We start from the raw sequence: 13,697 nt of genomic DNA, 5'->3' as shown, positions 1-13,697 counted from the left end.
ATAATAGGCGTCCTCTTACTGGGCACGGTCACTGCCCCGTATGAGCAAATACAAAAAGAAAGGGGTACCAATAATAGCGGTCAACACGCCTAAAGGTAATTCCATTTGGGTGGCATTACGAGCTAGGTTATCCGTTAATAACAAAAAAATAGCTCCCATTAAGAGGGAGGTAGGTAAAAGCCTAGAAAACTCAGACCCAACTAGCAATCGAGCCATGTGCGGAATCACTAAACCTACCCAGCCAATAATACCTGTAAATGACACCGCAGCCGCCGTCATTAAAGTGGCACAAAAAATAAGCCCCACCCGCAAACCGGCGGTGTTTAATCCTAAAGACTGTGCTTCTGTATCGCTAAGACTTAATAAATTAATACGCCAACGCAATAAGTAAACAGGAATTAAACCCAACAACACAAAAGGCAGAGCCCACCTTAATTCAGTGAAGCTCACCGTATTAAGCCCGCCTAAAAGCCAAAAAGTAATGGTAGGCAACTGGGTGTAGGGATCTGCCAGTATTTTAATCAAAGAAATCCCTGCCCCTAAAAATGTACTGACTGCTACCCCAGCCAACACCAAAACCAAAACCGGGTCATGACGCTTATTGGCTAAAGACACGCCATAAACTAAGGCCACAGACCCTAAACCGCCTAAAAACGCCAATAACTGTACACCCACCAAGGGCAAGCTAAGATAAATAGCCACCACTGCCCCCAGACCTGCCCCAGCGGATACACCTAAAATATCTGGTGAGACCAATGGATTTCTAAACATAGCTTGGTAAGTCGCTCCCGCTGCCGCTAAAGAAGCCCCCACTAAAATAGCAGCAGCTAAGCGCGGTAAGCGTAAATCCCACACCACTAAATCAGCCGCTGTGCTCTGCTGGCCTGCTGTATAAAGACTATACAGCACCTCAGAAAAACTCAACGGAAACTGCCCTACTAACAACCCCAATAAAAAAGCGACTGCAAAGGCTATTATTAAACCTAACGTTAGCAAACGATTACGCGACATAACCCCATTTTTACGGTGCATGGTTCGCATAAGCAGCCGGATTATCAAGCAACTCTTGCAGCTGCTTCTCACCGGGATCAAAACCAAAATACAAAATAAACAAATGACGTAACTTATCTATTAATACAGGCTGCTCTTCGTTTTGTAAGCGTGCAGACAGCAAAGCCACACCCAACAAACGATTTACACTAGCCGGCTCATTTAACCAATCAAAAGGCACTGTGGGAGCTATATCTACAGTGGCTATTTCTTCTTTCAAAGAAGCTCCTGTAGCAGTAAATTCTCTTAATACCTCTTGTGCTGCGGTGGCAAGCTGCTGGCCATGACGCTGATGTCCTAATACTGCGCCTAAAACACGAGTCTGCTCAGGGATATCTTGAATATCACCACTCACTAACACATAGGTAATCCCTGTTTGCTCATGCAACTGCTTTGCTTGAGCTAAATTGTTCTCATTGGCATTGCCCATAGCCACAATAATATTGGGCCTTAGCGCCAATAACTGCTCAATAGAAATACTACTTGTACCCTCACCCACATGTCCTACTATCGGCAACTGACGACTAAAATCACTCAACCATCGTAATGAAGCTGCAGACAGCTCAAACGGCCAGCCTAATAACTGCTTAGGCGCCACGCTATTAACCAACACACTGGCTGCCGTGTCTGCAACAAAGATGCGTTTAATTTCTACCGGCTCTGGCAAAACACCAAAAACGTGAAAGAGTGGTGAAGTAACTTTTGGAGGAGCAAGTAGCTGGGGCTTGTCTTGTGCAAATAATATTGGTGATAAACCACTACCAATAAATACTCCCACACTAGCTAGGGCTTTAATTAAAGCACGGCGATTCATGTTAGGCCTTTAAACGATTTTATTATATAAATGATAAATTGAATGAAATGAAATGGAATGGAATGATAAGTAATAGATTATTATGCTGTTGATCTGTATGCAATCTATTATAGGATAGCTTCCTTTATTATCTAGGTGGTTTTATGCTGAACGTGATCTTCCCTTTCATTGGGGGAGTGGGTTTATTTCTGATTGGGATGATGCTGCTTTCTAAAAGCTTAGTGGCTTTTGCCGGGGATACCTTACGTAAAAGCTTAGTGCGTTTTACTGGCACCCCTCTTAAGGCTTTTTCCTCAGGAGCAGTATTAACTGCCATGATGCAGTCTTCTACAGCCACTACCGTCACCCTAATTGGTTTTGTAAGTGCGGGATTAATTTCTTTTAGTCATGCTATTGGTGTGGTGATGGGAGCCAGCTTGGGTAACTCCGCTGCGAGCTGGGTGGTTTCAGGTATAGCCCTTAAAATTAATCTTAGTTTTTATACTTTACCCCTAATTGGCATAGGCGCCCTCTGTAAGCTTCTTTCTAAAGGGAAAGTAGGTGAGCTAGGCATGGCCCTAGCGGGTTTTGGTATTTTGTTTTTAGGTTTACGCACCTTGCAAGATGCCATGACGGGCTTAACCGCCCACGTAGATTTAGCGGCACTGCCAGTGGGCGGCTTAGGTGCCCATTTAGTTATTATGCTAATTGGCTTAGCAATGACGGCATTATTACAGTCCTCTACAGCCGCTATTGCTACGACCCTCACCGCTGTACATGCGGGTGCTATTAGCTTAGATCAAGCGGGTTCCGTTATTGTAGGGGCTGCCATAGGTACTACGCTTACCACGGCATTGGTAAGCATAGGCGCCAGTAATTCCGCTAAACGTACCGCTTTAGCTCATGTGCTTTTTAATCTAGTCACCGGCATCATTGCTATTTTACTGTTGCCTGTGTATTTGTATTTATTAATGCGAGTTGCTAATTATTTTCAAATCACACCTGGCGCAGTGAGTTTGGCAGCTTTTCATAGTTTATTTATTTTATTGGGCGCCGTGCTATTTGCCCCATTTATTGATCAATTTGCTCACCTTATTGAGCGCTTATTACCAGAAAAACCCAACGACCTCACGCCACATTTAGATGATAGTGTACTGGGCGTGCCCAGCCTAGCGCTAGAAGCTGCACAACGCACCATAAATGAAATCTCAGAGGAGTTTTTTATTTTACATGGTCATCTTCTCAGTAATACCGGCTACCCGAAGATAGCACATTTAGCGCCTCAAATTGCCGCCTTAGAAACCGTATTTGATTTTATTTCACGTGTGCAAATTGACAGTAATAATGATGAACTCAACACTATAAAAGTGGCGCAACTCCACGCCGTAGATCACTTAATGCGTTTAGCGGTTAGACAACAATATTTTATTGAAGGTAATCACCATATTAACCAACGTGGCTTTGCTGAGGCCGTAACCTTAGGTCTAGAACAATTGCAGCTTATAGAAGCAGGTTTAACCTCTAATGCACCGGAAGACTGGGTAGAACAGTTAGGATTGATAGCAGAAAAACTAAAAAACCTTTCCGCAAAAACTCGTGCTGTATTACTGCAACAACACGGTCATCCCTCTTCCAATCGTGAAGTGTTATTAGAAACCGATAACTACCGTTGGTTGGAGCGTAATGCGCATCACATATGGCGCATTGGCCACTACCTAAGCCAAGTAAGCCAAAACAACCAAAAGGATTAAGCAAAGGAATCTTTATAATGACAATAATTACGGCAACACATTGCACTCAACTTGACGCAGCGGATGAGTTAGCCCCCCTACGCGATTTGTTTTCTTTACCTAAAAACACCATTTATTTAGATGGTAACTCCTTAGGTGCACAGCCTAAAAATGCCTTAACTAAAGCTCAACACGTCATCACTCAAGAGTGGGGTAACGATTTAATTCAAAGCTGGAATAGCGCGGGTTGGTTTAATTTACCTTTGAGTATTGGTAATGAGCTAGCTCCCTTAATAGGAGCAAATGAGGGCGAAGTGGCCGTTACCGACTCAACTTCTGTTAATATCTTTAAAGCCGTGGCGGCTGCTTTGCACAAGCAAAAAAACCAAACCAAAACAGCACAGCGCCGGGTTATTCTGACAGAACGCAGTAATTTCCCTACCGACATTTATATTATTGAAGGTATTAAACATTTTTTAAATGATGGCTACGAGTTACGTTTAGTGGACTCACCCGCCGAGCTTTATAGCGCCATTAATGATGAAGTAGCTGTGGTGCTTTTAACTCATGTGAATTACCGCACTGGCCATATGCTTGATATGCAGGCTCTCACTGCTCATTCTCACAAACACAACGCTTTAATTATTTGGGATTTATGCCACTCAGCGGGTGCTGTGCCCGTGGATTTAAATCAAGCCAATGCAGATTTTGCGGTAGGTTGCACATATAAATACTTAAATGGTGGCCCGGGTGCTCCCGCCTTTATTTGGGTGTCTAAAAAACATCAAGCTAGTTTTACCCAACCTTTATCCGGTTGGTGGGCGCATCAATCCCCCTTTGAAATGCAAACTTCTTTTCAAGCAGCTGGTGATATACGTGCTGCCTTATGTGGCACACAACCCATTATTTCTCTGTCCTTAATTTCTTCTGGTTTAGCGATTTTCAAACAAACCTCTATGGAGGCAATACGGGCTAAATCCTTAGCTTTAACAGATTTATTTATTAAGCTCATAGAGCAGCGCTGCGGTGATCACGCCTTAACCCTAGAGACTCCACGTGCACATGCAGTTCGGGGCAGCCAAGTGAGCATTGCCCACCCTCACGGCTATGCGGTAATCCAAGCTTTGATAAAACGCGGTGTAATTGGAGATTATAGGGAGCCGCATATTATGCGTTTTGGTTTTACACCGCTATACACCTCTTTTACAGATGTGTGGAATGCGGTAGAAACCCTTGTCGATATTTTAGATAACAAAAAGTACGATGTACGTTTAGAAAAAAATGCCGTTACCTAAGCACCGATTACTGGTTATTTATAAAAACACACAATGACAAAAAAAATATGGGATATTTCCCCTGCTATTTCTAGCCAAAGCCCTGTATTTCCAGGAGATACACCCTACAGCCAAGTGTGGACTTGGCAGCTCACGCAACAATGCCCTGTCAATGTGAGCTCTTTACAGATGTCGCCTCATATAGGCGCTCATGCCGATGCACCACTGCATTATGCCGCAGATGGGCTTAGCGCAGGAGAAATGGATTTAGACCCTTTTTTAGGGCCTTGTAGAGTGATACACGCTATTAACTGTGGCGCTCTCATTCAGCCGCAACACATAGAGCACGCTCTTTTTAAGGTGCCTGCACGTATTTTAGTACGTACCTCCGATAATGCTCCGCCTACTGCTTGGCAGTCTGAATTTACCGCCTTTTCCCCTGAAACTATTGATTTACTCCATGCCCATGGCGTACGGCTTATAGGCATAGATACGCCCAGCATAGATCCAGCCAGCAGTAAAACACTTTGCAGTCATCAGCGCATTTTGTCTTATGATATGCGTGTTTTAGAAAATCTCGATCTACACGCTGTTAAAGATGGTGATTACGAGCTTATAGCCTTACCTCTAAAGCTAGCTGAGGCCGATGCCAGTCCAGTGCGTGCCATTTTGCGCGCACTTTAATATTAAATTAATCAATTAATTATTAAATAAATTACTATAATGACCTTCACTCCCAAGCCAGAAGATATTGTGCATGCCGAAGGCGCGCAGCTGGATTTCTCTAAAGACATGACCTACGGCAGTTATTTACATTTAGATGAAATCTTAAATGCTCAACACCCGCTGTCGCCCGAACACAATGAGATGCTGTTTATTATTCAGCATCAAACCAGTGAGTTGTGGATGAAGTTGATGCTGCATGAATTGACAGCAGCGGTAGAAAACATTCGTCAAGATAGCTTGCCAGAAGCATTTAAAATGCTGGCCAGAGTAGGCCGCATTATGGAGCAACTGGTGCATGCGTGGACCGTACTGTCTACCATGACGCCCCCCGAATACAGCGCGCTACGCCCTTACTTGGCTAAATCCAGCGGTTTTCAAAGCTATCAATACAGACAAATTGAATTTGTCTTGGGCAATAAAAATGCTGCTATGCTCAAACCTCATGCCCACCGTGCTGATCTTTTAAAAATGGTACAGCAAAGCTACGAAGCCCCTTCCTTATATGATGAAGCCATTCATCTTATGCATAGACAAGGCATTGCCATCCCGCAATCCTACCTAGAACGCGACTGGACTGAACCCTACGTGGCTAATAAGGCCATAGAAGACGCTTGGTTAACGGCATACCAAAACCCAGAAAAGTACTGGGATGTTTATCAATTAGGTGAAAAACTGATTGATATTGAAGATGCTTTTAGGCAATGGCGTTTCCGTCATGTGACGACGGTAGAGCGCATTATTGGTTTTAAACGTGGTACGGGTGGTACTTCAGGCGTGGATTACTTACGTAAGATGCTCGATGTGGTGCTCTTTCCTGAACTCTGGAGTCTACGCACCGAGCTTTGATTGATTCATTTAATAATTAGACAATTAACCTAAGGAGAAGAATACGATGAGTATTTCCACATTAAAAACCACCATCAATTCCGCTCAACTCTATAACTCCACCGATTATGGTTTTTCTCATGCAGTACAACAACACAAAGGCCAAACTATACATTTAGCAGGGCAAGTTGCTTGGGACAAAGACTATCAATTAGTGGGAGGTGACTCGATTACAGGCCAAGCAAAGCAAGTGCTTTTAAATATTAAACAAGTACTAGCTGAAGTGGGTGCAGGCCCAGAAAATCTAGTGCGCTTACGTACGTATTTAGTCAACCACACCACGGAAGACATGATGGGGCTCAGCAAAATGATCACGGAGTTTTACGAAGGTCACCTTCCCGCAGCCAACACCATGCTAGGCGTTACCCAGCTAGCCTTGCCCGAGTTTCGTATTGAGATCGAAGGCATTGCCGTAATTCCTACAAAAGATTAAACGCCTTCTGTAGAAGTTAACTCAGACCATAACGGTGGGGTTTTATTGCTTTCAGCTAATTTATCTAAATACGCCTGATGCGCGAGTAACTCTTGCTCTGAGGCCTGAATGACGGGCAAGGTTTTAGGGTCAAAGCGTGTGAGGCTGTCTGCGCCCTCCGCGTCTTGTTCGGCGCTAGCAAAACTCATAATGAGGCTGTCTTGGCCACGGGTCATGGCCAGCCACACATCCGCCAATAACTCGGAGTCTAATAAAGCGCCGTGCAAGATACGATGCTCATTCGATATCTCGTAGCGATCACATAAGGCATCTAGATTATTACGTTTCCCTGGGTGTAATTCACGGGCATACACTAAAGAGTCCGTAATTTTGCCACAATACGCAGTAAAAGGCTTATAGCCAAAACGCACAAACTCCGCATCTAAAAACTTGGTATCAAAGGGGGCGTTGTGAATAATAATTTCATTGCCCGACACAAAGGCGATGATCTCATCAATAACCTCCTCAATAGACGGGTACTGGGACAAAAACTCAGTCGTTAAGCCATGCACATCTAAAGCTTCAGGATCAGAATCACGCCCAGGATTTACATATAAATGCAATTGATTTTCGGGGGCTGTTAGTACCTGTCTATTGGCAATTTCTACACCAGCAATTTCTACTAAACGGTGACCGTCATCCGGATCTAAACCCGTGGTTTCCGTATCTAAAACAATTTGACGCATAATAAATAATCCTGAATATTAACGGCGTGCTTTGGCCTTAGCCGCAATCAATGTGTAAGCCGCGGGCACTACAAATAAAGTGAGCACTGTACCAAAGGTTAACCCCCCCACTAATACCCAACCAATTTGCTGCCGGCTTTCAGCTCCTGCCCCTGAGGCATAAGCTAACGGTAACACGCCCAGCACCATGGCGCCGGTAGTCATGAGTATAGGGCGTAAGCGCATTTCACTGGCGCGCACTACGGCACGGTACAAACCATTGCCTTCAGCCCGTAGTTGCGTGGCAAATTCCACAATTAAAATACCATGTTTGGTGATTAAACCCACTAAGGTAATCAGGCCAATTTGACTATAAATAGATAATGTACCGCCACTAAGCCACAAGGCCAACAAGGCTCCCGTCATAGACAACGGCACAGACAACATAATAACTAACGGGTTACGCCAGCTTTCAAACTGCGCTGCCAAGACCAAGTAAATAAACATCAATGCCATCGCAAAGATGAAATACATGCTGCCAGAGGAATCCCGGAACTCACGTGACTGACCGTCTAAATCGGTTTGTACGGTATCAGGCAAGGTAGTGGCTGCCACTTGCTGCATATGTTCTAACACTTCGCCCAAGGCGTAACCCGGTGCAACCGCCGCCTGCACAATCACTGCTCGTAGACGATTAAAGTGATTTAAAGACTGGGGTGATACGCTTTCTTCAATGGTTAAAAAACCACCTAAAGGCACCATGCTGCCCGCCGCATTACGTACATAAATGTCTAGTATGTCATCGGGATTAGTGCGGTCTTCTTTAGCTACTTGTACAATCACATCGTATTGCTCACCATCCTCTTCAAAACGCGTAACCTGACGCCCTCCTAATAAGGACTCTAGGGTGCGACCCACGGTATCTACCGCTACACCCGCATCGGCCAGTTTGTCTCGGTCAATAATTACTCGCAGCTCAGGCGTATTCAAGCGTAAATCGGTATCTATATTTTGCAAGCCCGGATACTCCGCCAACTCAGCTAAAAAGCCATCCACAATTTGCGCTAATTCTGGATAAGGCGCTTGACTCATAATGACAAACTCCACCGGCTTTGAAGTAGCACGCAGCCCAAATGAAGGTGGATTGGTAGGGAAAGCGCGCACTCCAGATAAGCCACCAAACAAAGGCTGTAAACTGCGAGCAATTTCTTGCTGACTGCGTTCGCGCTCTTCCCACGGCTTTAAACGCAAAATTGCAAACGAATCCGATACCGTAGGGAAGCCAATCACCGCCTGATAACCTGAAGTTTCCGGCTGATCCGCATAAAACTGCTCAATTTTTTGTACATTATTAAGCGTATATTCTAAGGTAGAGCCTTCCGGTGAAGTCACAATGCCAAAAATCACCCCTCGGTCTTCAATCGGGGCTAATTCACTTTTAATAATAGTAAATAAAAACCCACTACCCAGTGCTACCGCTACACCCAATAACAACACTAGGGTTCTATAACGTAATGCTCGCAATAATCCTTTCCTATAAGCCCGCGTTAAGGCTTCAAACCAGCCCTCTATACGTAGATACCATTTACCTGGCTTATGAATGGGACGTAGTAATACTGAACACATCATCGGCGTTAAAGTTAGCGCCACAAAACCGGAAACCAACACCGCCCCCGCTAAGGTCAAGGCAAATTCAATAAATAGCCTCCCGGTGCGCCCCGTCGCAAAAGCCAACGGCGCAAACACCGTTACTAAGGTGAGCGTCATGGCAATCACCGCGCCGCCAATCTCTTTTACTCCTAAAAAGGAGGCACTCACCCTATCCATGCCATTTTCTATGTGCCTATAAACGTTTTCCAACACCACAATGGCATCATCCACCACTAGACCAATTGCCAGCACCATGGCCAGTAAGGTCAAGGTGTTAATAGAAAAACCAAAGGCATACATAATGCCTAAGCCACCGATTAAAGACACCGGTATAGTCACAATAGGAATCAAACTAGCACGTATATTTCGTAAGAAAAACAAAATCACCAACATCACTAACAGCGTGGCTTCAATAATCGTTTTATACACTGAATTAATGGATTGCTGAATAAACACCGAGCTGTCGTAAGTAATAGTCAGCTGCATATTGGCGGGTAGATTTTGATTAATAATTGCTACTTCTTCACGCACTGTGGCTGACAAATCCAAGGGGTTCGCTGTGGATTGTTTAGTTACCCCTATGGTTAAGCTATTTTCACCATTAAAACGGGCTAACACCCGCTCTTCGGCCGCAGCAATGCCGATATCGGCCACATCCCCTAAGCGCACGGGAAAGCCATTGTGGTGCGCCACAATCACGTCTTTAAACTCCTCTTCGGTTTGTAAGTCTGTGGAAGACACCACGGAAAACTCGCGCAGCGTGGATTCAATGCGCCCTGCGGGGATCAGTACGTTTTGCTCACGTAAGGCTTTTTCTATGTCTTGCACCGTCAGATTAAGTCCGGCTAAACGCGCGCGATCTACATTAACGCGCATAGCGGGTAACCGCTCCCCAAAAACGCGTATTTCAGCAGCTCCAGGTAATACCGAAAAGCGCGTTTTTATGTACCTATTAATGTAATCTGAGGCCTGTATAGGGCTGTAATCGCCCATTTGCACTCCTATATAAATAATAGGTGTGGAGTCCGCTTCCACTTTGTTGATGATGGGCTCATCAGCCTCATCAGGTAAAAAACGCTGAGCTCTTGACACTTTATCGCGCACATCGGCTGCGGCGGCATCTGGATCTCGACTTAAGTTAAATTTGATATTTATCAAGCTACGCTCAGAGCGACTGCGCGAGGTCATCACGTCTACCCCTTCGATGCCAGATAATTGGTCTTCTAAGGGTTTGGTGATTTGAGATTCAATTACCTCTGGCGAAGCGCCCTTATAACCGGTAATTACAGACACCACGGGCTCATCAATAGCGGGGTACTCGCGCACACTCAGACGCTCATAAGAAATCAGCCCTATGAGCACAATAAATAAAGACAATACAGTAGCAAACACAGGCCTACGTATACAAAAGTCTGCAATCCACATAATAGGCCGCCTTAGTTTTGGATGTTAATTTTGCTGCCGTCTTGGATTTTTTGTAAGCCAGAAGTAATGACGATGTCATCAGGAGCTAAACCCGTAACTTGCACCCAACCATCACGGCGTATACCAACGATCACCTCCACCCGTTCAGCCACCCCTTCCATAACTCTATATACATACTGGGCTTGCCCAGAAGGCGCAATCGCCGTCTCAGGTACCATCAGACCATTTATTTCATCTAAGTCTAAACTCACGCGTGCAAACTGCCCTGGGCGTAATTGCCTCTCAGGATTCGACACATGCGCGCGCAACACCACCGAACGCCCTTGCTCATCAATCATTGGACTAATGGCAATGACTTGCCCCATAAACTCTTGGCCAGCTTGTGCATCTAAGCGTAAATGTACCGGTAAGCCCACGGCGATTTGTGCTAAATAACGCTCTGGAACGCGTATATCTATTTGTAATTTATCAATGGAAGCCACACTGACTATGTCGTCACCGTTACTGACATAATCGCCTACATTCACATAGCGCAAACCTAAAACTCCATCAAAGGGGGCCTTAATTTGACTTTTATCAATTCTGGTTTTGATGATATTGACTTCGGCTGCCGCCACAGCGCGTTCACTGTTAGACTCGTCCTGAGCTTGTGCGCTGATAAAACCTTCTTTACTGAGTTTTTGCGCTCTATTTGCTCGACTTTGGGCCAAAGCCAATTGGGCTTGAGCTTGCTGTAATTCAGCTTCTAATAAATCCGTATCCAGTTGCACTAACAGGCTGCCTTCAGTGGTAGCGGTGCCTTCTTCAAAAAGAATCTTCGCGATACGACCACTACTTTCTGCGCGTAACATAGCAGACTGCTGCGCCATCAAAGTACCTACTGCTGTCACTTGTTGTGTCAGACGTTGGGATCGTACTGCTGCGACTTCCACGCCTACTCCCAGATTTTGAGCCGCTGCTGGCGCTATGATAAGCACTGTTATTAAGCCTATTAGCCAATTTTTCATATTTGCTCCACACCTAAATTAGCGAGCTCATCTGCGCGCTCATTACCCGGATCCCCCGTATGGCCGCGTACCCAATGCCACTGCACCTGATGCTGTTCACACAACGCATCTAAGCGTTGCCACAAATCCGCATTTTTTACTGGCTTTTTCGCTGCCGTACGCCAACCGCGCTGCTTCCAGCCGGTTATCCATTCAGTCATGCCCTTTTGTACATATTGAGAATCCGTATAAATGTGTACTTCACAAGGCCTTTTCAATAAGGCTAAGGCTTCTATAACCGCCAATAGTTCCATTCTATTATTCGTGGTGCTGGCTTCACCACCATAGATTTCTTTTTTATGGGCTCCATACTTCAGTAAAGCGCCCCAACCACCGGCACCCGGATTGCCTTTGCAGGCACCGTCAGTCCATATTGATATTTTGTTCATTTTTTCTGTTTGTTAGCAGTAGCAGTTTGATGAGCCGCCGTTTTGGCTGGGGGTTTTTTGGACCAATCCATGCCTACTAAGGTCATATTAGTAACGCGTTTGGTAGCTTTGATGGCATAAACAGCACCCAGCATAGACCACCAGCGGGCACCTAGTTTATCCATAAACCGCCAGCGCTGCAGCCAGCGATCTTCTAAACACAGCGGGCTGAAGCAACCAGTAATCTCTTCGGTAACTTCAAAAGACAACACCTCCAACCAATCAGCGGTGCGCCAAGGCGGAATTTGATACTGAGGCTCTATGGGCAACATATATTCCAACCCAGGCAAGCGATCACGCCCACCCCACAAGCTCCACGGGTTAAATCCACTAATTACCACTTGGCCTTCTGGGACCAAAATGCGCTGCACTTCACGCAACACTTGATGCGGATCACTTGAAGTTTCTAGCACATGCGGTAAAACTAATAGGTCGATGCTTTCATTAGCAAAAGGTAGATGCTCTGCCTCGCATAAGAGCAACTGAGCGCCGGCCGCCACGGTTTGTGCAGGATCGTAGCGGTGGGTATACCATTTATGTAAGATTCGGTTATTAGAAAGTAAGTCCCAATGCGGCATGCCTATTTGTATGGCATGATAACCAAAGACATTGCTGAGCCACTGATTAATGTGTTGCTGCTCCCAATTCAGTGCGTAGCAGCCAGGATCGGTGCTAAACCATTGTTTTAATGCTGCTATTTGCTCGTGATCCATCACACTCATCTCTCCTTAGATTTTATTGTTTGTTATGAAAAACCAACTACATGCCATTTCCGCCTTTAATGATAATTACATTTGGCTATTACATAATCAACAGCATGGGGTAGTGGTAGACCCGGGTGATGCCAATCCCGTCATAGCCACCCTCAACGAGCTAGGCGTAGATTTAGATGCTATTTTAATCACCCACCATCACCATGACCACGTAGGCGGTATTGAGGAATTAAAACAACATTTCCCTAAAGCGGTGGTGTATGGACCAGCCTTAGAGTCTATACCTAAACGTGAACACGCACTCAAAGAAGGCGATGAAGTCGAATTACCCAATCTACACCTCACTCTTAAGGTACTAGATATCCCCGGCCATACGGCCGGACACATTGCTTACTTTGGCTATAATCAAGATGAACCTGTGCTGTTTTGTGGCGACGCTTTATTTTCAGGCGGTTGTGGCCGGCTTTTTGAAGGTACAGCCGCTCAAATGGTAGAGTCTTTAAACAAAATAACCGCTCTACCTCCCACCACTTTAGTTTGTTGTGCCCATGAATACACCTTATCTAATTTAAACTGGGCACTACAGGTAGAGCCCAATAATGTAGACCTACAAAACTATCATGCAAAGGTAGTTACGCTACGCGAAAATGAACAGCCCACACTGCCTTCCACCGTAGGTCTAGAAATACAAATCAATCCCTTCTTGCGCACGCATGTGCCAGCGGTACAATCGAACGCTGCGGCCTACAGCCAGCGACAAGCCTTAGACAATACTGACGTATTCGCTCAATTACGCGAATGGAAAAACCACGCCTAATCTACTACTACCCATGCCTATGC

At 45.3% G+C, this 13,697-nt stretch carries 13 protein-coding genes; 6 read left to right on the top strand and 7 right to left on the bottom strand.

From position 1 onward, the window contains the following. Positions 1-15 precede the first annotated feature (15 nt). On the bottom strand, positions 16-1,032 hold the full coding sequence (locus AC2UZJ_RS10500; protein WP_486950155.1) for a FecCD family ABC transporter permease: 1,017 nt from the start codon (positions 1,030-1,032) through the stop codon (positions 16-18). Beyond that, entirely contained in the window at positions 1,022-1,864 is an 843-nt protein-coding gene (locus AC2UZJ_RS10495; protein WP_486950104.1) for a TroA family protein, read from the bottom strand. The genes AC2UZJ_RS10500 and AC2UZJ_RS10495 overlap by 11 nt, the downstream gene beginning before the upstream one ends. A 143-nt stretch (positions 1,865-2,007) precedes the next feature. Here AC2UZJ_RS10495 and AC2UZJ_RS10490 point away from each other — a divergent pair, with 143 nt between their 5' ends. From AC2UZJ_RS10490 to AC2UZJ_RS10470, 5 genes are read left to right on the top strand one after another with little or no spacing between them, the layout of a single operon-like run. After that, complete coding sequence (locus AC2UZJ_RS10490) at positions 2,008-3,594, top strand: Na/Pi cotransporter family protein (RefSeq protein ID WP_486950103.1); 1,587 nt, start codon at positions 2,008-2,010, stop codon at positions 3,592-3,594. Between the two features lie 17 nt (positions 3,595-3,611). Further along, positions 3,612-4,868 (top strand): kynureninase, encoded by a 1,257-nt coding sequence (gene kynU, locus AC2UZJ_RS10485; protein WP_486950102.1) that lies wholly within the window; start codon positions 3,612-3,614, stop codon positions 4,866-4,868. Between the two features lie 33 nt (positions 4,869-4,901). Continuing rightward, positions 4,902-5,531, top strand: coding sequence for an arylformamidase (gene kynB, locus AC2UZJ_RS10480; RefSeq protein WP_486950101.1), 630 nt, complete (start codon positions 4,902-4,904; stop codon positions 5,529-5,531). 39 nt (positions 5,532-5,570) lie between these two features. Beyond that, on the top strand, positions 5,571-6,419 hold the full coding sequence (gene kynA, locus AC2UZJ_RS10475) for a tryptophan 2,3-dioxygenase (RefSeq protein WP_486950100.1): 849 nt from the start codon (positions 5,571-5,573) through the stop codon (positions 6,417-6,419). A 46-nt stretch (positions 6,420-6,465) separates the two neighbouring features. Continuing rightward, complete coding sequence (locus AC2UZJ_RS10470; RefSeq protein WP_486950099.1) at positions 6,466-6,891, top strand: RidA family protein; 426 nt, start codon at positions 6,466-6,468, stop codon at positions 6,889-6,891. On the opposite strand, the gene dnaQ is transcribed toward AC2UZJ_RS10470, so the two are convergent. The 5 genes from dnaQ to AC2UZJ_RS10445 are packed head-to-tail and all read right to left on the bottom strand — an operon-like array spanning position 6,888 to position 12,866. Then, positions 6,888-7,616, bottom strand: coding sequence for a DNA polymerase III subunit epsilon (gene dnaQ, locus AC2UZJ_RS10465; protein ID WP_486950098.1), 729 nt, complete (start codon positions 7,614-7,616; stop codon positions 6,888-6,890). The two genes, AC2UZJ_RS10470 and dnaQ, sit on opposite strands and share 4 nt — an antisense overlap. Positions 7,617-7,634: 18 nt before the next feature. Then, entirely contained in the window at positions 7,635-10,670 is a 3,036-nt protein-coding gene (locus AC2UZJ_RS10460; RefSeq protein WP_486950097.1) for an efflux RND transporter permease subunit, read from the bottom strand. An 11-nt stretch (positions 10,671-10,681) separates the two neighbouring features. Then, positions 10,682-11,677 carry an efflux RND transporter periplasmic adaptor subunit gene (locus AC2UZJ_RS10455; protein WP_486950096.1) on the bottom strand — a complete coding sequence of 332 codons (996 nt, stop codon included), beginning with the start codon at positions 11,675-11,677 and terminating at the stop codon, positions 10,682-10,684. Further along, the gene (gene rnhA / locus AC2UZJ_RS10450; protein ID WP_486950095.1) at positions 11,674-12,105 is read right to left on the bottom strand and encodes a ribonuclease HI; all 432 of its coding nucleotides are present in this window, start codon (positions 12,103-12,105) and stop codon (positions 11,674-11,676) included. Before rnhA ends, AC2UZJ_RS10455 begins: the two co-directional genes overlap by 4 nt. After that, a complete protein-coding gene (locus AC2UZJ_RS10445) occupies positions 12,102-12,866 on the bottom strand; it encodes a class I SAM-dependent methyltransferase (protein ID WP_486950094.1) in 765 nt (254 codons plus the stop codon). Before AC2UZJ_RS10445 ends, rnhA begins: the two co-directional genes overlap by 4 nt. A gap of 25 nt (positions 12,867-12,891) precedes the next feature. On the opposite strand from AC2UZJ_RS10445, the gene gloB reads away from it, so the two are divergent. Beyond that, positions 12,892-13,674, top strand: coding sequence for a hydroxyacylglutathione hydrolase (gloB, locus tag AC2UZJ_RS10440; RefSeq protein ID WP_486950093.1), 783 nt, complete (start codon positions 12,892-12,894; stop codon positions 13,672-13,674). The last annotated feature ends 23 nt before the right edge of the window (positions 13,675-13,697 follow it).

The sequence above is a fragment of the Paenalcaligenes sp. DL 309 genome (assembly GCF_057475285.1).
The sequence above is the reverse complement of the archived record's forward strand: the minus strand, read 5'-3'. Positions and strand labels throughout refer to the sequence as shown.